The organism is Thalassovita mediterranea (genome assembly GCA_019448215.1).
Lineage (GTDB): Bacteria > Pseudomonadota > Alphaproteobacteria > Caulobacterales > Hyphomonadaceae > Henriciella.
The window spans coordinates 584,732-603,606 of sequence record CP080408.1 but is presented as its reverse complement, the minus strand read 5'-3'; the positions used below and the strand labels follow the sequence as shown (position 1 = coordinate 603,606).

The 18,875-nt window shown below is 61.0% G+C and carries 18 protein-coding genes; 11 read left to right on the top strand and 7 right to left on the bottom strand.

Annotated elements, in window-relative coordinates; all coding sequences use genetic code 11:
• Positions 1 to 95: 95 nt before the first annotated feature.
• The 3 genes from KUV46_02935 to KUV46_02925 all read right to left on the bottom strand — a co-directional run bounded on the left by KUV46_02935 (position 96) and on the right by KUV46_02925 (position 3,520).
• A complete protein-coding gene (locus tag KUV46_02935; GenBank protein QYJ01359.1) occupies positions 96 to 1,616 on the bottom strand; it encodes an aldehyde dehydrogenase family protein in 1,521 nt (506 codons plus the stop codon).
• Positions 1,617 to 1,752: 136 nt separating this feature from the next.
• Positions 1,753 to 2,736, bottom strand: coding sequence for a GAF domain-containing protein (locus KUV46_02930; GenBank protein ID QYJ01358.1), 984 nt, complete (start codon positions 2,734 to 2,736; stop codon positions 1,753 to 1,755).
• 88 nt (positions 2,737 to 2,824) lie between these two features.
• A complete protein-coding gene (locus KUV46_02925; protein ID QYJ01357.1) occupies positions 2,825 to 3,520 on the bottom strand; it encodes a response regulator transcription factor in 696 nt (231 codons plus the stop codon).
• A gap of 261 nt (positions 3,521 to 3,781) precedes the next feature.
• Between KUV46_02925 and KUV46_02920 the strand changes: the two genes are divergently transcribed.
• From KUV46_02920 to KUV46_02905, 4 genes are all read left to right on the top strand, one after another.
• On the top strand, positions 3,782 to 4,828 hold the full coding sequence (locus KUV46_02920; protein ID QYJ01356.1) for an acyltransferase family protein: 1,047 nt from the start codon (positions 3,782 to 3,784) through the stop codon (positions 4,826 to 4,828).
• A gap of 212 nt (positions 4,829 to 5,040) precedes the next feature.
• Complete coding sequence (locus KUV46_02915) at positions 5,041 to 6,300, top strand: MFS transporter (GenBank protein QYJ01355.1); 1,260 nt, start codon at positions 5,041 to 5,043, stop codon at positions 6,298 to 6,300.
• A gap of 90 nt (positions 6,301 to 6,390) precedes the next feature.
• On the top strand, positions 6,391 to 6,894 hold the full coding sequence (locus KUV46_02910; protein ID QYJ01354.1) for a DUF4440 domain-containing protein: 504 nt from the start codon (positions 6,391 to 6,393) through the stop codon (positions 6,892 to 6,894).
• Positions 6,895 to 7,194: 300 nt separating this feature from the next.
• A complete protein-coding gene (locus KUV46_02905) occupies positions 7,195 to 7,701 on the top strand; it encodes a DUF4440 domain-containing protein (GenBank protein ID QYJ01353.1) in 507 nt (168 codons plus the stop codon).
• Positions 7,702 to 7,901: 200 nt separating this feature from the next.
• Here KUV46_02905 and KUV46_02900 read toward each other — a convergent pair whose 3' ends face one another.
• Complete coding sequence (locus tag KUV46_02900; protein ID QYJ01352.1) at positions 7,902 to 10,244, bottom strand: UvrD-helicase domain-containing protein; 2,343 nt, start codon at positions 10,242 to 10,244, stop codon at positions 7,902 to 7,904.
• 114 nt (positions 10,245 to 10,358) lie between these two features.
• Between KUV46_02900 and KUV46_02895 the strand changes: the two genes are divergently transcribed.
• The gene (locus tag KUV46_02895) at positions 10,359 to 12,155 is read left to right on the top strand and encodes an AsmA family protein (protein ID QYJ01351.1); all 1,797 of its coding nucleotides are present in this window, start codon (positions 10,359 to 10,361) and stop codon (positions 12,153 to 12,155) included.
• A gap of 86 nt (positions 12,156 to 12,241) precedes the next feature.
• Positions 12,242 to 12,856, top strand: coding sequence for a hypothetical protein (locus tag KUV46_02890; GenBank protein QYJ01350.1), 615 nt, complete (start codon positions 12,242 to 12,244; stop codon positions 12,854 to 12,856).
• Here KUV46_02890 and KUV46_02885 read toward each other — a convergent pair.
• Complete coding sequence (locus KUV46_02885) at positions 12,853 to 13,392, bottom strand: DUF3833 domain-containing protein (GenBank protein ID QYJ01349.1); 540 nt, start codon at positions 13,390 to 13,392, stop codon at positions 12,853 to 12,855. The two genes, KUV46_02890 and KUV46_02885, sit on opposite strands and share 4 nt — an antisense overlap.
• Before the next feature lie 256 nt (positions 13,393 to 13,648).
• On the opposite strand from KUV46_02885, the gene KUV46_02880 reads away from it, so the two are divergent.
• The 3 genes from KUV46_02880 to KUV46_02870 are packed head-to-tail and all read left to right on the top strand — an operon-like array spanning position 13,649 to position 15,114.
• Entirely contained in the window at positions 13,649 to 14,002 is a 354-nt protein-coding gene (locus tag KUV46_02880; GenBank protein ID QYJ01348.1) for a metalloregulator ArsR/SmtB family transcription factor, read from the top strand.
• A complete protein-coding gene (locus KUV46_02875) occupies positions 13,995 to 14,549 on the top strand; it encodes an SRPBCC domain-containing protein (GenBank protein QYJ01347.1) in 555 nt (184 codons plus the stop codon). Before KUV46_02880 ends, KUV46_02875 begins: the two co-directional genes overlap by 8 nt.
• Before the next feature lie 13 nt (positions 14,550 to 14,562).
• The gene (locus KUV46_02870) at positions 14,563 to 15,114 is read left to right on the top strand and encodes a DUF4287 domain-containing protein (GenBank protein ID QYJ01346.1); all 552 of its coding nucleotides are present in this window, start codon (positions 14,563 to 14,565) and stop codon (positions 15,112 to 15,114) included.
• 230 nt (positions 15,115 to 15,344) lie between these two features.
• Here the strand turns inward: KUV46_02870 and KUV46_02865 are convergent, their stop codons facing one another.
• Positions 15,345 to 16,157: an enoyl-CoA hydratase/isomerase family protein gene (locus tag KUV46_02865; protein ID QYJ01345.1), complete on the bottom strand. Its 813-nt coding sequence runs from the start codon at positions 16,155 to 16,157 to the stop codon at positions 15,345 to 15,347.
• A gap of 170 nt (positions 16,158 to 16,327) precedes the next feature.
• Between KUV46_02865 and KUV46_02860 the strand changes: the two genes are divergently transcribed.
• Positions 16,328 to 16,501 carry a YqaE/Pmp3 family membrane protein gene (locus KUV46_02860; protein ID QYJ01344.1) on the top strand — a complete coding sequence of 58 codons (174 nt, stop codon included), beginning with the start codon at positions 16,328 to 16,330 and terminating at the stop codon, positions 16,499 to 16,501.
• Positions 16,502 to 16,580: 79 nt separating this feature from the next.
• Here KUV46_02860 and KUV46_02855 read toward each other — a convergent pair whose 3' ends face one another.
• Positions 16,581 to 17,693, bottom strand: a complete 1,113-nt coding sequence (locus KUV46_02855) for an NADH:flavin oxidoreductase (protein ID QYJ01343.1) — start codon at positions 17,691 to 17,693, stop codon at positions 16,581 to 16,583.
• Between the two features lie 154 nt (positions 17,694 to 17,847).
• On the opposite strand from KUV46_02855, the gene KUV46_02850 reads away from it, so the two are divergent.
• On the top strand, positions 17,848 to 18,867 hold the full coding sequence (locus KUV46_02850) for a hypothetical protein (protein QYJ01342.1): 1,020 nt from the start codon (positions 17,848 to 17,850) through the stop codon (positions 18,865 to 18,867).
• The last annotated feature ends 8 nt before the right edge of the window (positions 18,868 to 18,875 follow it).

Here is an 18,875-nt window from a genome sequence, read left to right as displayed (position 1 = left end):
AACACCTTTACGGGCCAGCAAGAACATTGCCCCGGCCAGCTGCTTCTTCGGGGGAAAGAGGTCGCAGCGGCCGGGGCTCTGGGAGGAAACGCGTACTAGAAGAAGCCGAGTTTCTGCGGGGCGTAGCTGACCAGCATGTTCTTGGTTTGCTGGTAGTGATCCAGCATCATGCTGTGGTTTTCACGCCCGATGCCGGACTGTTTGTACCCGCCAAAAGCGGCGTGGGCCGGATAGGCATGGTAGCAATTGGTCCAGACGCGGCCCGCCTTGATGGCGCGGCCAAAGCGGTAGCAGGTGTTCGCTTCACGCGACCACACACCGGCGCCAAGGCCGTAAAGCGTGTCATTGGCGATGGATAGGGCTTCGTCATTGTCCTTGAAGGTCGTGACCGAAACGACAGGACCGAAGATCTCTTCCTGGAAGACACGCATCTTGTTGTGTCCCTTGAACACGGTCGGTTTCACATAGAACCCGCCCTCAAGGTCACCCGGCAGGGTCAGGCTCTCACCGCCGATCAGGACTTCTGCGCCTTCCTGGCGGCCAATATCGAAGTAGGAGAGGATTTTCTCTCGCTGCTCGGAAGAGGCCTGCGCGCCAACCATCGTGTCGCTGTCCAGCGGGTTGCCCTGCTTTATCGCAGCGACGCGTTTCAGGGCGCGTTCCATGAACTGGTCATAGATCGACTCATGGATGATGGCGCGTGACGGGCAGGTGCAGACTTCGCCCTGGTTCAGGGCGAACATCACAAAGCCCTCAATGGCCTTGTCGAAATAGTCGTCATCCTCACGGCAGACGTCCGGGAAGAAGATGTTTGGCGACTTGCCGCCAAGCTCCAGCGTCACTGGAATGAGGTTTTCCGACGCGTATTGCATGATGAGGCGGCCAGTGGTCGTCTCGCCGGTGAAAGCGATCTTCGCAATCCGGTTCGACGAGGCGAGCGGCTTGCCCGCCTCAAGGCCAAACCCCTGCACCACGTTGAGGACGCCCGGTGGCAACAGGTCGCCGATCAGCTCCAGCAGGACGCAGATGGAGGCTGGCGTCTGCTCTGCCGGTTTCATCACCACACAGTTGCCTGCGGCCAGCGCCGGTGCGAGCTTCCAGGTCGCCATCAGGAGCGGGAAGTTCCAGGGGATGATCTGCCCGACAACGCCAAGCGGCTCATGGAAGTGATAGGCGACGGTGTCGTGATCGATCTCGCTGATGCTGCCTTCCTGTCCCCGGATGGCGCCAGCAAAGTAACGGAAATGGTCAATGGCGAGCGGCAGGTCGGCGGCCATCGTCTCGCGCACGGGTTTGCCATTGTCCCAGGTTTCGGCGATGGCGAGCGCTTCAAGGTTCTCTTCCATCCGGTCAGCGATCCGGTTCAGGATAAGCGCGCGCTCGGCAACAGATGTCTTGCCCCAGCTATCTGCGGCCGCATGGGCTGCATCAAGCGCTGCTTCGATGTCTGCCGCGTCCGAGCGGGCAATCTGGCAGATGATCCGTCCGTTGACGGGTGAGATATTGTCGAAGTAGCGGCCGGCTTTCGGCGCGGTCCATTTGCCGCCAATGAAATTGTCGTAGCGCGATTTGTAGGGGGCCTTCATCTGGCCGTGCCCAAGCGTTTGCGTGTCCATGTCTGTCTCCCTGATGTTGTCGCCGCCCTCTCTGTTGGACGGCCTGGAAGGGAGTATTCATCGGGGTGCTGGGCGCGTCACGAGCGCCGGTCGATAGCCCGGTGGTGACATGTCTCACCTCTGAGACAACGGGCCTCTAATTCAGGCGGTCGAGGTCGATGCCGAGCCGGTTCATGCGCCGGTACAGGGTTGCGCGGCCAACGCCGAGGGCGCGTGCGGCCTCTGACATATTGCCATTGGCCCGCAGAATGGCGCGGCGCAGCTCGGCGCGTTCGGCGGCGGCAAGATCACTCTGGGCCGGTGTGCCTGAAAGGACATCAGCCGCCGGGCGGGGTTCAAGCGAGGGCGCATCGCCAAGTCCGAACTCAATTCGGGCCGCACGGGTCGCGCCAATCACGACATCGTCGCTGTCGATAGCCAGCAGCACGGCGCCAGCGCGGCCATGACGTTCGCCCATGACAATGCGAGCTCCTTCGAAATGGGCCCGGAAATTATCGCTCTCGATCCGGCGCGCGGTGTCTGACACGGTCGCGGCGATCAGTTGAGAGAAAGCCCCGGTGAGGTCAGCCCGGCAGGATGAGACGTCGAGCGCAGCCGCCAGCATGCCCTGATGGTCATAGATCGGCGCGTCGATGCAGCTCATCGCTGTGTTGCGGCTATGGAAATGCTGGTCCTGGTGAATGGTGACGGGCCGCTTCTCGGCAAGGCAGGTGCCGATGCCATTCGTGCCTTCGCGCGCCTCCGACCAGTCCGCCCCTTCCCACAGGCCCCATGAGCGAAACGCTGCGTCGTCGCCAGCCATGCCGCGCCGCTCGACGATGACCCCGTCTGCATTGGTCATCAGCACGCAGCAGCCTGCCTCCCCGACAGAGCCGAACAGGCGGTCCAGCGACGGTGAGGCAACACGCAGCAACTGCTCCATGGGCAGGCGCGCATCCTTGAGCGACTGCTGGGTCATCAGGTCGGGTGCGCGGCGCGTGTCTGGCTCAAGGCCGTAGCGCTTCAGAGAGCGGCGCCAGGAGGCAACAAGAGCTGAGGCCGCCGCGCCGCTACGGGACTCGGCAGCTTCGCGCACGCGGTCAGCATGCGCGGCTGGGGCAGGGTGGCTGTTTTGTGCCATCTATCGTTTCCTCAGCCCCGACCATAGCAGATCGCGGCGGAAAGCGAATGACTTCTTTGCAAGGCGCTGGGGGCCAGCCTGTCCGGGCTCAGCTTTCGTTGTAGCGGTAGCCGACGCCGTAAAGGGTTTCGATGGCATCGAATTCGCCGTCGACCTCGCGGAATTTCTTACGCAGACGCTTGATGTGGCTGTCGATGGTGCGATCATCGACATAGATCTGGTCGTCATAGGCCGCATCCATCAGCTGGTCGCGGCTTTTGACATAGCCGGGGCGCTGGGCCAGCGACTGCAGGATCAGGAATTCGGTGACTGTCAGGCGGACCGGCTCGCCATCCCATGAACAGGCATGGCGGTTCGGGTCCAGTGTCAGGCGGCCGCGAACGATCGGCTTCTGGTCGCCATCTTCAACCTGGCCTTCGGTCGTGCGCGAGCGGCGCAGAACGGCCTTCACGCGCTCTGACAGGAGGCGGTTCGAGCAGGGTTTACGGACAAAATCGTCGGCGCCGATATTGAAGCCGATCACCTCGTCGATCTCTTCATCCTTGGAGGTCAGGAAGATCACCGGCAGCTCTGAGTTCTGGCGCAGGCGCCGCAGGAGCTCCATGCCATCCATCTTGGGCATCTTCACATCGAGGATGGCGAGGTCCGGCGGCGTTTCGGTCAGCCCGGACAGGGCAGACAGGCCGTCATGATAGGTTTTGACGTCGTAGCCCTCGGCTTCGAAGAACATTTTAAGCGAGGCGACAATGTTTTCGTCGTCGTCCACCAATGCCAGCGTTGTCATCTTAGCCTCCTCTCAACCCATTCCGGCTATACGTTTTGTGAAGCCGAGGATTTCTGTCCGGCGTTGAACCACGGTTCGCGCCATCGAGGAAGCCCCCGGCCCGGCACCAAGAGACCCCCAGCCTGTGGCAAGGCTTGGAAGGCTCTGGGGCAATTTGGGGGCATGTGGCGGCAGGGGCTGCCACAATTCGGGACGGCATATCCTGAAAAGTGAGCACGAAACTTGCAACTCGCCTGACAGGCTAGTCTTGAGGGACCGAAAATGACCAAGAACCGCATTGATTGGGTCGATTACGGCAAGGGTATCTGCATCATCCTCGTGGTGATGATGCATTCGACGCTGAATTATGGCGAAATGGTCGGGGCCACCGGCTGGATGCACGACGTCGTTGCCTTCGCCAAGCCGTTCAGAATGCCGGACTTTTTCCTGATTGCGGGTCTTTTCCTGTCGCGTTCCATCAATGGGCCGCTGGTCGACTATATTGACCGGAAGGTCGTTCATTTTGCCTATTTCTACCTGCTCTGGCTGGGCCTTCAGACCGTCGCTTTCGAGGCTGATCTTCTTCTGTCAGACCCGGCCGGCGTCGCCCTTATCTTTTTGAAACAGCTGATTTTCCCAGCCTCCAGCCTCTGGTTCATTCACCAGCTTCTCTTCTTCTACGTGGTCACCCGCCTCATCGCCCGCGTGCCTGTGCTGGCTGTCTTTGCGGTCGCTGCGCTGGCCCATGTCGCCTTCTATGCAGGCTGGATCGCGCCTTCCTGGTCGGTGACCGAGCGGTTCGCCAACTGGTATGTCTTCTTCTTCGCGGGCTATGCCTTTGCCCCGCTTGTCTTCCGCCTCGCAGATGCTGTGCGCGGACATGGCATGGTGGCCGTCTCGGCGCTCGCTGTCTGGGCGATCTGGAACGCGCAGCTTGTCAGCGTCGGCCTTGGCGACGCGCCAGTGATCAGCCTTATCCTTGGTTTTGCAGGCGCTTTTGCCATTGTCAGCGTCGCTTCTCTGCTCGCCCGCTTCGATGTCGGCAATGCGATCCGCTATGCGGGCAAGCACTCGATCGTCATCTATCTGACCTTCTTCATTCCGATGAAGGTGGCCCAGAAGGGGCTCGCCATGACCGGGCTTATCCCCGATGTGGGCTGGGCCTCGCTGTCGATCCTGGTCTTCGCGCTGGCTGCGCCGCTTGCCTTCCACTTCGTGATCCGCAAGACGCCGCTCGCCTTCCTCTATGAGCGCCCGGCCATGTTCCGGATAAACAAGGCGAAGGCGGCGCGCCCGGCAAAGGAAACCATCGGGCCGGTGGAAGCCTGAGGGAAACCGCCGCGCCATACCGTCGGATCGTGGGGTCTCCATCCTGCAAAACCCATGGTGCAGTGACGGTGTACTGGCGGTGTTTCTGGAAGGTATTCTGAAGCGACCGCGAACAGTTTCTGTGGAAATATGAGGTGACGCCCTAACGCAGCGATAGCTGACGTGGGCGTCACCTTTGCTTCGCCAGAGACTTGCTATACCTCTCGCCCGGCATGGGTGCTTCACCTCCTCCTTCGTCCGGGCAGACGCCCGAGACACCAGACGCAGCCGCCCCGGCTGAGCGTCGTCTCTCCTCAACAGAGCTGCTTCTCCTGACGCTGGCTTCGGCGGTGGTGACAGCCAATGCCTATTACATTCACCCGATCATTTCAGAGGTCGCGCGCGGCTTTGAGGTGAGAGACGCGGTGATCGGCATTGTGCCGGGCGCCAACCAGCTCGCCCTGGCGCTGGGCGTGTTTCTGCTTCTGCCGCTTGGTGACCGGGTCTCTAACCGCAAGCTCGTGACCATCACGGTGGCCGGGCAATTCCTGTCGATCACGGGCATGGCCTTCGCGACCGATTTCCGGCTGTTCACGCTCGCCTCGACCATTCTCGGCTTCTTCACCATCGCGCCGTACCTGCTGCCGGCCTATGCCTCAAAACGGGTCGATCCGGCTCAGCTTGGCGCGGTGACGGCGATGCTGACGACCGGCGTCATTGGCGGCATTCTCGTTGCGCGGGCCGGGGCGGGCATTGTGGCTGAAACCTTTGGCTGGCGCACTGTCTATTATATCGCGTCCAGCTTCATGCTGATCGTCTCGATCCTGCTTCCCTTCATCATGGATGAGCGCGAGGCGGGCAGCGATGACGCGCCAAAGCAGAGCTATCTCAGCCTTCTCTTCTCCATGTTTGCGCTGGTGAAGCGCTATCCGGAGATCATCATCTCCGGCGCCATGCAGGGGCTTGGCTTTGGCGTCTTCCTGTCAGTCTGGATGGGCCTTGGCCTGCACCTGCCGGACATGGGCTATGGCGTCGATGTGGTGGGTTATCTCGCGGCCTTTGCGGGCTTCAACCTGTTCACGACGCCGGCGCTCGGGCGATGGGCCGACCGGGTGGGGCCCTACAAGGCACGGATCGTCGCGGCGGCCGTCAATTTCGTCGCCGTCTGCCTGCTCTGGCCGCTTGGCTACAATCTCTGGCTGCTCATCATTCCCGTCGTGCTGATGACGCTTCTGGGCCCGCTGGTCGATATCTGTAACCGGATGACATTCCTCTCTCTCGAGAAAAATATCCGCACCCGTCTCATGACCATCTATATTGTGATGATGTTCATTGGCGGCGGCATTTCGAGCTCTGCAGGCACGGCTGTCTATGACTATGCAGGCTGGGCGGGGAACGCGATCCTCGCCATGTGCATGTCGGGCGGGCTGTTCACGCTGGCCATCATTTCGTGGCGTGTGTTCGGGCGGAAGATCGCGCAGGAAATCAATTAGGCCTGGCGCTGGAAGACGCCTGCGGCGCACATCTTGCTATGGAGTGAGAATACGGGCCAATTTCGCCCAGAAGCTCTTGGGGGTATCGTAATGAAGTCGATCTCAGCGGCAGCCTTGCTGGCAGCGGTTTTCCTTTCTGGCTGCCAGACCCTGCCGCCTGAAATTTCTACGATCGAGCACGCCGAAATCGAAGCGGCGTCTGCCGCATGGGTAGAGGCCTACAATGCGAATGATTGGGAAGCGCTGGCGGAACTGTTCACCGAAGACGCGATCCTGATGCCGCCAAATGACCCGGCGGTGGTTGGTCGCGAAGCCATCGCGGCCTGGGAGGCCGAGAATGAAACGGGCTTCCGCATCGTACTCGATATTGAGAATATCAGCGGTAGCGGCGACACGGCCTACGTCCGCGGACGCTCATGCCTCTTCATACCGCAAGCTGACGGCTCGTATGGCGTGGACGCCGGTAAGTTCCTTGAAGTGCGCAAGCTTCAGGAGAACGGCGATTGGCTACTAGATGTCGACATCTTCAATAGCAATGCGCCGGCTGGGTCGGAGTTGCTTGATGCGTGCCCCTTTGCCGAGAGCTGGGAGTAAGCGGCAACGCTCCCTGATTCGAAACTGACCCATTTCAGGAAATGGACCAGCCAATTCCTACTGGGAAATTTCCGTGTTCAGGCGATTTTTCACGCCAAAGTTAGTAAAATTCTGAAGCCTGTATTCTGTCGCAAGTGCTACAGGATAGGCGCTGATTGCCTGTCTTCATTACAGGTTTGACGAGCCATTTTGTCCTGTCATTGCTGACGTTTTATAGTGAATGTGATAGAGGTTTCCCGCTGGCGCGGACATTGCGTGTGGAGGATGTACGCGAGACGCCAGAATGGGGACGTGCAAATAATGAAACATTTTCTTCTATCACTGATTATGGGAGCCTTTGCAGGTATTGCTGCTTGCCAAAGCCTCCCGCCAGAGATCGACGAGCGCGACCGCGTTCAATTGCAAGCAGCGTCAGGCGGGATCGTCGCCGCGTACAATCAGACAGAACTTGAACGGTTCGCTTCCGTTTTTACGGCTGATGCGATCATCATGCCGCCCAACGGGCCTGCCGTGAACGGCCGGGAAGCGATTATGGCCTGGAAAGCAGACCACCGTCCCGGCTTGCGCCTGGCATCACGGCTCGACCATATCGGCGGCAGCGGCGACACGGCTTACATGCGTGGCCAGTTCTGCTTGTTTCAGCTCAAGGAAGACGGCACCTACACGGTGAACCCCGGCAAGTTCCTTGAGACGCTCAAGCTTCAAAATGATGGCAAATGGCTGGTCGACGTTCAGATCTTCAATTCTGACCTCGATGAGGATGCGCCTCGGCTGGACGCCTGTCCATTTGCGGATGGGTGGGAGTAGGGCGGACCAAGTTCGCTAGGTCGCGGGCAGCCGCGTCTTTTGCAAGATACCATAACTTTAGGGGCCGTCACGCTCGATGGGCGTTAGCCCATCTGGGTGTCCATCTCCGGATGGTGAAGCAGGCGCGCAGGGTGACGGCAGGAGCTGGACCCTCAGAGGGCTGCGCCGTCGAGGGTGACGGCTGAACTCGACGATTTGCCCTAAACCCCCGTCACAAAAGTCGAAATCACCTTCTTCAGGCCGACATTCTTGAAGTTGACCTGTAGCTTGGTGCCATCGGCAGCGAGGACTTGTCCATAGCCGAATTTTTCGTGGTGGACGCGCTGGCCGATCTTGAAGCCGGATTTCCCTGACGAGGTCGCAATCAGTTCGGCCTTGCCGTCGATGACGGGGCCGGTCTTTGAGCCTTTGCCGGCATTCTCCTTGAGGCGGCGCCAGCCCGGGGAGGTGTAGTTGGAGCGCTCTCCCAGATCCTCAATCGTGCCCTGGAAGCCCTGATCGGCGCCGGGCATGGTGGAATAGCCGGTTTCGCTGCTCGCCTCGACATTGTCGTGTGGCAATTCATCGACAAAGCGCGATGGCAGGACGGACTGCCAGCGCCCGAAGATCATGCGGTTGGCGACAAAGCTGATCGCGCATTTTTCGCGGGCCCGGGTGATGCCGACATAGGCAAGGCGGCGTTCTTCCTCGAGGCCCTTCATGCCGGACTCGTCCAGCGAGCGCCGGGACGGGAACACTTCCTCTTCCCAGCCAGGCAGGAAGACCATTGGCCATTCAAGCCCCTTGGCGGCGTGGAGGGTGAGGATCTGCACTTCATTGCCTGAAGATTGCCCACCAACATCCATGACGAGTTCGACATGCTCGAGGAAGCCGGCGAGGCTGTCGAACTGGCCGAGGGCGTGGATCAGTTCCTTGAGGTTATCGAGGCGTGTCTGCGACTGCGGGGAGCGGTCCTTCTGCAGCATGTCGGTATAGCCACTCTCGTCCAGAATGACCTGCGCGAGTTCATGATGCGGCATGCCGTTATTGAGGCGGTCGCGCCAGAGATTGATCTGGTCGATGAAGGTGGTGAGGCCGCGCTTGGCGGGGCCTTTGACCTCATCGGTCTGCAGCACCATCGGCACGAGGGTGAAAAGCGAGCGGCCATCCGCGCGGGCAAAGGTCTGCAGCTTCTGGATCGTGGTCGCACCGACGCCGCGCTTTGGCTGGTTCACGACACGCTCAAAGGCGAGGTCGTCATCGGGGCTGCGCACGAGGCGGAGATAGGCGAGGGCGTCACGGATCTCGGCGCGCTCGAAGAAGCGCGGGCCACCGATCACGCGGTAGGGAATGCCCAGCATGATGAGGCGTTCTTCGAAGAGCCGCATCTGCCATGAGGCACGAACGAGGATGGCGCAGTCTTCATACTGGCCGCCCTTGTTGATGTAGCTTTCGATGTCGTCGCAGATGAGGCGGGCTTCGGCCTCGCCGTCCCAGAGGCCGCGCACCTGGACCTTTTCTGCGTCCGGATTGCCCTGTTCACCGTCACCTACATAGAGCGTCTTGCCGAGGCGGCCCTTGTTGAAGTCGATAACGGAAGAGGCGGCGGCAAGGATATGCTTCGTGGAGCGGTAATTACGCTCCAGCCGGATGACCTTGGCGCCCGGGAAGTCCTTCTCGAAGCGCAGGATGTTATCCACCTCAGCGCCGCGCCAGCCATAGATGGACTGGTCGTCATCGCCGACGCAGCAGATATTGTTCGAGCCGCGCGCAAGCAGGCGAAGCCAGAGATACTGGGCGACGTTCGTGTCCTGATACTCGTCCACCAGGATGTATTTGAAGCGCTGGTGATAGTCCGCCAGCAGGTCCGGATTTTCCTGGAAGATGGTGATGTTGTGGATCAGCAGGTCGCCGAAATCGCAGGCGTTCAGGACTTTGAGCCGGTTCTGATAGGTCTCATAAAGCTGGATCGCCTTGCCGTCGGCAAACTGCCAGGCTTCGTCCTTAGGAACCTTGGCCGGGGTGAGCGCGCGGTTCTTCCAGCTATCGATTAAGCTGGAGAGGTGGCGCGGGGTCCACCGCTTTGTGTCGATATTCTCGGCCTCGATCACCTGTTTGCAGAGGCGGATGACGTCGTCTATATCGAGAATGGTGAAGCTCGATTTGAGACCGGCAAGCTCTGCGTGGCGGCGGAGGATCTGCGCGCTGATCGAGTGGAACGTGCCGAGCCAGCGAAGGCCTTCGCCTGCATCGCCGATCAGCTTCAGCGCGCGCTCACGCATCTCGCGGGCGGCCTTGTTAGTGAAGGTCACTGTCAGCGTCTGGCTGGGCCAGGCAAGTTTGGAGGCGATGATATGCGCCAGGCGGGTTGTCAGCACGCGCGTCTTGCCGGTGCCGGCGCCTGCGAGCACGAGGAGCGGGCCCTCTGTCGTTTCGACCGCATCGCGCTGTTCGGGGTTCAGGCCATCGAGATAATTGGCGTTCGTGTCCGGCACGGGCGCGCGGGCGGCGGCCATTTCCGAGATAGATGGGCGGCGATTCGGGCTGGAACTCATGGAGAACATATAGCAGGGATTGGCCCCAATGGCAGGGGCCGACTGTGCCCTTTGCTGAGCGACATCCGAGCGAAATCGGCAGGCTGTCTGCGAACCCGTGCCTGCGCGGCGCGTTAGGGGCTCATGAAGTCCGGACTCATACGATCCTTCAAGATTACCGGGTGGGTGATTGGCATCGCTCTACTCGCCTTCCTGCTTTTCCTGCTCGCGCTGACGCAGCCGCGCTTCGGTACGCCTGTCGCGAATGCATTGCTGGGCGCGTTTGGGCCGGACGGATCGCGCGTCGAAACTGCACATACGCGGTTTCCGGCAGTGCTGGTGGTTGAGGGCGAAGGCCTAGTCGTGCCCGGCCGGGTGAGCGCCGAGCGGATCGAGGCGCAGGTCAATCTGTTTGGCTTTCTGCCCTTTGTCAGCTGGCTGTCCTATCTCGAGGCCGAGAATGGCTCTGTCCGGATCGAGGATAATGGCGAAAGCGATGGCGATGGGCCGGGGCTGAAATCTGCGCGCCGGATCGTCGACAAGGTGTCGCTGACATCTGTGACCATGCAGGTGGTGCGCCCCGATGAGACGCGCGAGGTCGAGATCGAGACGGCGCGCGGGTCGCTGCGGTCTGGCGCGTTCATCCTGGAGGCGCGGGGCGCGGGCTCTCGCCTCAGCTTTGATGGGCGCACGTCTGACGCGTTCAGCAAGCTGGATGGCGGGCTGAGGCTGCGCGGCGAGAACTTCTCTGATGTGGCAGACCTTGTCGGGCTCGCCGCGCCGGATACGCCGCCTTACGATATGCGTCTCACCGTCGATATCGGGCCGGAGCGCTGGACGCTGAACGTCGACCCGGAAACGCGGATCGGCGATAGCGACCTTTATGGTGAGATCAATGTGATGCCGGGCGGCGAGGTGCCTTTGGTGAATGCAGAGCTCACCTCTGCCGCGCTCGATGCCGATGACCTCGCCATCGTGTTCGGCATCCCGATTGGTGTTGGTGAAGGCGAGACGACGGGTGAGCGCGCCCAGCGAGCCCGCACCGCCTACGAGCAGAGCGGGCGGCTTATCCCGGATGTCGAAATCGACTTTGCGAGGCTGGATGCTGTCGATGGCAGCGTCAGCTATACGGCCGAAACGGTGACAGACTCCCTGTTCGACATTGAGGGGCTTGGCCTCGACTTCGAGATCGAGGGCAGGCTGGTGCGGGCGCCGCGCATCTATCTCGATTTCGCACAAGGCGAGTTTCGCGGCTATGCGACGCTCGATGGTACGCAGTCGCCTGCCCACACCGATGCACGCGGCACGCTGTCGAACGTTGCCTTCGATAACCTCTCACTCTCGCCATACCTTCGCGGCGGCGCCGATGGTGAGTTTGAAGTGACCACGGACGGCAATGGTTTCCGCGATGCCGCGGCGACGATGAATGGCACGGTTTCGATCTGGTCGACGGATGCGGACATATTGGCGCTGGCGGCCGAAGGGGCGGCGCTCGACCTTGGTGAGGTAATTACGTTGCTGGGTGAGGCGCCGGAGGACCGGACATATGTTGATGCACGGTGCGCCGCGATCGTGGCGAACTTTGAGAACGGCGTCGGCACGCTGTCACCGGCCGTGGTGGATACCGATGACAGCCTTGTCGTCGTGCGCGGTGATGTGAACCTTTCCAATGAAGCCCTACGCCTGAGTGTGCGGTCCGAGGCCAAGGATGCCTCGCTTGGCACGCTGATCGGCGATGTCGCGATTGGCGGTACGTTGCGTGACCCGTCGATCCAGCCTTTCAGCGCCGGGACGGTGGCCCAGTTCGGGATTGCGGGCATTCTTGCGTCCGTGAGCGGCGGGCTTGCGGCCCTGCCATTCATCGAGCCCGGCATGGCGCAGGACGCCCCATGCGGCGACCTTCTGGCCCGGGCGCAGAACGCGTCGGCGGAGGCCAAATAGCCCCTTTGAACTGACTTAACGCCTTCTGAATTCCGGCACGGAAATTGCGGATGCCTTTTCTTTGTGCTGACAGAATGGGGCAAGTCATGGCGAAACCAGAACGGATCGTTTTCGAATATGGGTATGGGGCGCGGATCGCCTCTGTATTCGTGGCACTTCTGATGTGGGCGCTTGTGCTCGCGTCGCTTGCCGGTGCGATCTATCTTCTGGTTCAGGGCGATGCGCTTGCCGCGACCATCGCCTGCGCGATCGGCCTCGTCCTCGCGCCGCTGACCATCGGCCATCAGCATATGATGCGCCTGAAGCATAAGTGGCATCTGTCGCTGCGCCCCGGCCATGTCATGCTGGTGCTGCCAGCCCACCGCGCCGCCCATCACAAGACTGAAGGCTTCGAAGGCGAGATCAACTATCGCAGCATCAAGGGCATCTGCCGCCGCCGTGAGACCCACAGCGTGCTCGGCCTGCGCATGACGGTAATGGCCTACTGGCTGGAACTGCAGGATGGCCGGATGATGCTTCTCGGTGAGGACCGTAACCCGGGCGACCATGAGAATGGCCGCAAGACCGTGGTGGCCCGCGCCAGCGAAGCTGTCAGCCGCACTTCGGGCCTGCCGCTCCGCCGGGCTGAGCCTGCAAATACGGACCGCCGCTTCTTCGGCCTGATCGGCAGCGGTGCCCCGTCCTGGACGCAGGACGCCTAATCTGGTTTGCGGAATGCGATGGTGACTTCGCCGATACGCAAGCCAAAACGCGTGACATAGGCGCGGTTCAGCAGAACCCCATCCTGCAGCAGATACATCCAGTCATCAAAGCCGACATTCCAGGTGCCATCGCCGACCTTGAGGTCGACCCGGTAGGTCCAGTTGAAGGCATTGCCGACGGCCTGGCCCTGCGCGGTGTTCGGCACATCATTGGCTGTGCCGCGATAGCGCCCATCGCCGAGGATTTCGATGGTCCAGGTACGCGTGTCCTGTTCGCCGTCGCTATAGTCAAATTCCTCTACCAGGGTTAGCGTGTTGCCCTCGACAGTGCCGGTAATATCGACCTTGAATTGACGCCTGATCTTGCCGAAGCGGTCCTCGAAAATGCCGTAGGCGGTGGTCTCGCCCAAGAAGTAGTCTTCAAGCCGCAGCGTCTGCTCGGCGCTGGAGAAGTCTTCAAGTGAGTTTGAGACGCATCCAGTGACAGCGACACTGGCGGCCAAAACGGCTGGGGCGAGGCGGGCTTTGAGGCGCATGGCAGATTTCCTTTCAGAGCGGTCTACGCAATCACGTGCCCGGTAGATCATAGGTCAGCGCCCCGCCGCGCTTGACAGTTTCCCATAATAAGGTCTGATAACCTTAACGTTCATGCAGGCTATGGGTGGGGGGAGCACGCTATAGCCGGTCGCCGGGCCTGACTGTTCCGGGCGCGCGAGAACGGACCTTCATTCCTGAAAAAGCGAAATCCAGAAACAACTTGACCATCGTCAAAACATGTAATTATGTAATTACATGATTACTAATGATGATATGTCGGCGGTCTTCCACGCGCTCTCTCATGAGAGCAGGCGCAAGATGCTGGATATCCTCAAGGCAAAGCCCGGCGCTTCTGTCGGGGAGTTGGCAAAGGCTTTCGATGTGAGCCGCATCGCCGTGATGAACCACCTTTCGGTGCTCGAGAAGGCAGGCCTTGTCATTAGCGAGAAGCGTGGGCGCACGCGTCATCTCTATCTGAATGCTGTCCCCATCCGGATGATCCAGGACCGGTGGCTGGACGCCTATAGCGAGCCGTTTGCAGGACGGGTCACATCCATCAAGGCCATGGCCGAAGCGGCCGCGAAAGGGAGGGGGGAAACCAATGAGTGAGGCAGGAATAGAAGGCGCAGGGACCGGCCATGACCGTCAGGTCTACAAGGTGATGATCGATGCGCCGATCGAAGTGGTATGGAATACGCTAGTAAAGACTGACGAGGTTCTGCCCTTCTTCTTTGGCGCGGTCTGCGAGGCAGAGGATGGGGCCCTGAAGCCGGGTAAACGCATGCGCATGGTCACCCCGAACCGCAAATATGCGAGCGTCGTGGGCGAGGTATTGGAGTTTTCCCCGCCCCACCGCTACGCCCATACTTTCAAGTTCACCCAATGGGACGATGACTATTGCACCGTCACTTATGAGCTGAGGGAGACGCCTGAAGGCGTTGAATTCTCGCTCATCACGACCGGCGTTCCGGCAGGGACGAAGACAGCACAGTCCATGCAGCAGGGTGGAAGCTTCATCACGCAGAACCTGAAATCACTGGTCGAAACGGGCAAGCCCGGCTTTAGCGGCAAGATGGTGATGATGCTGGGTCCGGTGATGGGTTTCATGACGCCGGCCAAATGCCGGATCGGGAACTGGCCGCTCAAGGGCCAATAGGGAGGAGAAAGAAATGGCAAAGACGCAGGAAGAGATGCTCGCGGCGCATATTGCGGGCATGGAGGCCAAGACCGGAAAGCCGCTGGCGCACTGGGTGAAGGTCGTCCAGTCGAGCGGGCTCGAAAAGCATGGTGACCAGGTCAAGATGCTGAAGGAACAGCACGGCTTTGGCCACGGCCACGCCAATATGGTGTGTCAGGCCGCCAAGGGCAGGTTCGACGCCGATGAAGGCGACATACTTTCGGGTCAGTATGAGGGCAAGGAGAACCTGCGGCCGATCTACGATGCGCTGGAAGCCTATGCGAAGACGCTGGGCGATGATGTCGAAATCTCGCCGAAGAAAACCTCCGTCGCGTTCCGCCGCTCAAAGAATTTTGCCGTCGTCACTCCGGCCACCAAGTCACGCGTGGACCTTGGCCTGAACCTCAAAGGAGAGGACGGCACGTTGCGTCTTGCCGAAGAAAAGCCAGGCAGCATGTGCACGCACAAGATGAAGATCCAGGCGATCGAAGAGGTCGATGACGAGCTCAAGGCCTGGATGAAAGCGGCTTACGAGCGGGCTTAGCGGCCCCACCCCGACCCTCCCCGGAGGGGAGGGGGCGATGATCGTTAGCGCACCGAGAACCGACCCTGTGGTTCGGCTCCGCTCACCATGCGGGTCTTGGGTGGACGGTAGAAGAACCCGCATGGTGAGCGTCCTTCGACAAGCTCAGGATGAGGGCTGGGAGGGAGGGCGATCGTTGCGGAAGTGGCACTCCCTCTCCTCCGGGGAGGGTCGGGGTGGCGCTCGCTGATCTAGTCGATCTTCGCCTGTGCCTTGTGGCGCGCGGCCTTGAAGTCCGGGGCGCGTTTTTCGGCGAAGGCGGCGACGGCTTCCTTGTGCTCTGGCAGGGTGTAGCAGACCTCGAGGCTTTCATGTTCGCGGGCCTGGATGCGGGCTGTGTCGGTGTCGCAGCTATTGGCGCTGAGGAGCTGTTTGGTCATGCGCAGCATGGGCGAGGGATTGGCGGCCATCTGGCCAGCCAGTTCGAGCGCGTCGTCGAGCAGGGTTTCAGGTTCTGAGAGGCGGTCAGCGAGGCCAAGCTCGACGGCTTCTGCGCCTGATACGGGCCGCGCGGTGAGCAGCAGGTCATGTGCCTTGCCCCAGCCGACGCGCTGGACGAGGAAATGCGAGCTGGCGAGTTCCGGCACGATGCCGACGCGCACGAAGACGAGGCCGAACTTCGAGATGGTCGAGGCGACGATCATGTCGAAAGGCAGGATCTGCGTCACGCCGATGCCGAATGCCGGGCCGTTGACCGCGGCGATGCAGGGCTTGGACGAGCGGATGAGGGAGATCCAGTCGATGCCGCCATCGCGCTTGTGGGCCTTTGTCTCCGACGCATCGATATTGTTCTGGAAGTAGGACATGTCTGCGCCCGCGCAGAAGCCGCGTCCTTCACCGGTCATCACAATGGCGCCGATGTCTTCATCCTCGTTCGCGGCGGTGATCGCCTTGCCGAGCTCACGGCTCATATCCGGGGTCCAGGCGTTCAGCTTGTCGGGGCGGTTGAGGGTGATGAGGCAGATATTGCCGCGCGTCTCTACCTTGATCTGTTCGTAACTCATGGCGTTCTCCCTGATTTCTTTTTTGTCAGGGTGAGGGGACTGCCGCTGGGGTAGTCACGCGAATTTTTTACGTGTGGGTCTTCAACGGGTTGAGCCGGAAAATGGTTCGGCTTCGGAACGGCGGCGGGAGGCGGCGCGTTGCAAACATGTACAAAACGAAAGAATTATCGATGTCACTTCTACAGATCATCTTGTCTGTCATCCTCCCGCCCGTCGCCGTCTTCCTCAAGGCAGGTGTCGGCGCACAGCTCCTCATCAATATCGTGCTGTGCTTCTTCTTCTGGCTGCCGGCCGTGATCCACGCCCTGTGGGTCAGCGCCAAGGGCGAGGCCCAGCCGGTCTAATCGGGCAGGAACTGATGCAATAAAAAAGGGCGGACCTTTCACGAGGTCCGCCCTTTCTGCATTCAGGGTGCTGGCGCGTCTAGTAGAGCGTCGCCATCGCCTTGGCGTCATAGTCTGCCAGCTCTTCGGTGCGGCCGTCCTTGACCTTGGTGGCCCATTCCGGGTCCTGCAGTAGGGCGCGGCCAACGGCGACGAGGTCAAACTCGCCTTTCTCGAGGCGTTCAACGACATCGGTGATCGGGCGCGTCTTGGAGCCTTCGCCGCGCATTGCGCCGGTGAATTCTGACGAGAGGCCGACAGAGCCGACCGTGATGGTTGGAAGGCCGGTGAGCTTCTTCGCCCAGCCTGCGGTGTTGAGTCCATTCTCACCATCGACTTCAGGAAATTCTGCTTCCCAGAAGCGGCGCTGGCTGGCGTGCAGAATATCGACACCGGCATCGACGAAGACTTTCAGGAAGGCTTCAAACTCCTGCGGGGTCTCAGCGAGGCGGGCGGCATAGTCCTGCTGTTTCCATTGCGAGAAGCGCAGGATGATCGGCATGTCGGGGCCGACGGCCTTGCGGATTTCAGAGATGATCTCACCGGCAAAGCGGGCGCGTTCCGGCAGGCCGCCGCCATACTTGTCCTCGCGCTTGTTCATCACGTCCCAGAAGAACTGGTCTATGAGATAGCCGTGGGCGCCGTGGATTTCGAGCGTGTCGAAGCCGAGGTCTTTCGCGCTTTTCGCGGCGTCGGCATAGGCGGCGACCATGTCGGCGACTTCCTCATCGGATGGCTCGTCGAAGATCTGCTTGCCCTTATGGGTGACGCCGGACGGGCTGTCGGATGGGGCGTCAGGATAGTGGCCGGTGCCGGATTTGCGCAGGAGGCCCTGATGCCAGATTTGCGGGCCCATCTTGCCGCCTTCGGCGTGAACGGCGTCGATGACTTTCTGCCAGCCAGCAAGAGCGGCATCCGTGTGGAAGAGGGGATAATTCGCATTGTCGGACGCGCCCTTGCGGCGCACCAGCGTGCCTTCGGACAGGATGAGGCCGACATCGGCAGCGGCGCGGCGGGCATAATAGGCGGCGACATCATCGGTCGGCACGCCGTTCGGGCTGAAGCCGCGGGTCATTGGTGCCATGACGATCCGGTTCGGAAGCTCCAGCGATTTCAGTTTGAAGGGTTCAAACAGCGGGGCGGCTGAGGACATGGCGAATTCTCCCAATGCAAAAGACTGGTCACGCAGATGGCGTATGGGCGGGAGAGGTTCAATGTTTTTCTTCGCACCAAAGTATTCAGGGCGGGTTCACTTGATGGCTGCGAACAGTGATGTCACTCTCGACAGAACAAAGGGGGGAGTTGAAATGAAAACTGCATATCTTCTGGTGGCCGTGGCGGGACTTGCTGCGTGTGCAACGCCTGGCATCGACTATTCGGCGCGGCTTGTTCCCCCGAACACTGCGGCGGTCGAGACCCGCACGGTGGATGTCGGCCGTTTCAACGGGCCTGCCGGTAACTGGTATGCCGATGAGTTCGAGGCCATGCTGGCCAGCGCGACCTTTGACGGCATGCCCTGGTTCAGCATTGCGCGCTATAGCGACGGCTATGTCCCGGACGGCCAGCGCGCCGGCATCTATGAGGGCAGCATCGATATCGACAGCTATGAAGCTGAAGAGTACTCGACCAGCCAGACCGAGTGCGTCGAATGGGATGGCCCGTTCGATTGTGAGCGCCGGGCCGAAGTCGAGAAGATCTGCCTGCGTGAGACGGTGGATGTGTCCGTGCGCCCGCGCCTGATGGAGTATGGCACCGGGCGTATGATCTATCAGGATACGTTCTTTGGCAGCTCATCGGCAGAGAGCTGCGAGGAGGTCTATATTTCCGGGCGGCGCGGCCGCCGGGGCTATGGCGGCGGCTGGACCTATGGGCTGGCGGCAGGCATGCAGCCCCCGCCGGGACTGGTGCGCGACGCGCTGGTGACGACGCTGGGCGATATCCGCAATGAGATTGCGCCGCGCAATGCGGTCATGCGGGCGGTGTTCGTGAAGGATGCGATGGATCCGATTGTGGCGGCTGATCCGCGCTTTGAGATGGCTGTCGATGCAGGGAACCGGACGCCGGATGCATCGTGCGCGGTCTGGCAGGACCTGCACGCGCAATACCCGTCGGCGCCTGCGGTGACGCACAATCTGGCGGCCTGTTACGAGTCTGCGGCGAATTTCGAGGAGGCGCATGCGCTTTATGCGGAAGCTGCGCAGCAGGCCCGCGCCTCAGGCATGCCGGTGGACCGCCAGTATAATGAGTCCCTGTCGCGCCTGTCGGCCTATCGCAACGGGCTGCAGGTGCTGGACCGGCTGACGGACTATTCGCCGATCATCAATTAGGCGGGGTG

What these genes read in the sequence shown, in the direction of transcription:
- KUV46_02935 (QYJ01359.1), bottom strand. Translation starts at nt 1,616, where the DNA reads ATGGACACGCAAACGCTTGGGCACGGCCAGATGAAGGCCCCCTACAAA.
- KUV46_02930 (QYJ01358.1), bottom strand. Translation starts at nt 2,736, where the DNA reads ATGGCACAAAACAGCCACCCTGCCCCAGCCGCGCATGCTGACCGCGTG.
- KUV46_02925 (QYJ01357.1), bottom strand. Translation starts at nt 3,520, where the DNA reads ATGACAACGCTGGCATTGGTGGACGACGACGAAAACATTGTCGCCTCG.
- KUV46_02920 (QYJ01356.1), top strand. Translation starts at nt 3,782, where the DNA reads ATGACCAAGAACCGCATTGATTGGGTCGATTACGGCAAGGGTATCTGC.
- KUV46_02915 (QYJ01355.1), top strand. Translation starts at nt 5,041, where the DNA reads ATGGGTGCTTCACCTCCTCCTTCGTCCGGGCAGACGCCCGAGACACCA.
- KUV46_02910 (QYJ01354.1), top strand. Translation starts at nt 6,391, where the DNA reads ATGAAGTCGATCTCAGCGGCAGCCTTGCTGGCAGCGGTTTTCCTTTCT.
- KUV46_02905 (QYJ01353.1), top strand. Translation starts at nt 7,195, where the DNA reads ATGAAACATTTTCTTCTATCACTGATTATGGGAGCCTTTGCAGGTATT.
- KUV46_02900 (QYJ01352.1), bottom strand. Translation starts at nt 10,244, where the DNA reads ATGTTCTCCATGAGTTCCAGCCCGAATCGCCGCCCATCTATCTCGGAA.
- KUV46_02895 (QYJ01351.1), top strand. Translation starts at nt 10,359, where the DNA reads ATGAAGTCCGGACTCATACGATCCTTCAAGATTACCGGGTGGGTGATT.
- KUV46_02890 (QYJ01350.1), top strand. Translation starts at nt 12,242, where the DNA reads ATGGCGAAACCAGAACGGATCGTTTTCGAATATGGGTATGGGGCGCGG.
- KUV46_02885 (QYJ01349.1), bottom strand. Translation starts at nt 13,392, where the DNA reads ATGCGCCTCAAAGCCCGCCTCGCCCCAGCCGTTTTGGCCGCCAGTGTC.
- KUV46_02880 (QYJ01348.1), top strand. Translation starts at nt 13,649, where the DNA reads ATGATTACTAATGATGATATGTCGGCGGTCTTCCACGCGCTCTCTCAT.
- KUV46_02875 (QYJ01347.1), top strand. Translation starts at nt 13,995, where the DNA reads ATGAGTGAGGCAGGAATAGAAGGCGCAGGGACCGGCCATGACCGTCAG.
- KUV46_02870 (QYJ01346.1), top strand. Translation starts at nt 14,563, where the DNA reads ATGGCAAAGACGCAGGAAGAGATGCTCGCGGCGCATATTGCGGGCATG.
- KUV46_02865 (QYJ01345.1), bottom strand. Translation starts at nt 16,157, where the DNA reads ATGAGTTACGAACAGATCAAGGTAGAGACGCGCGGCAATATCTGCCTC.
- KUV46_02860 (QYJ01344.1), top strand. Translation starts at nt 16,328, where the DNA reads ATGTCACTTCTACAGATCATCTTGTCTGTCATCCTCCCGCCCGTCGCC.
- KUV46_02855 (QYJ01343.1), bottom strand. Translation starts at nt 17,693, where the DNA reads ATGTCCTCAGCCGCCCCGCTGTTTGAACCCTTCAAACTGAAATCGCTG.
- KUV46_02850 (QYJ01342.1), top strand. Translation starts at nt 17,848, where the DNA reads ATGAAAACTGCATATCTTCTGGTGGCCGTGGCGGGACTTGCTGCGTGT.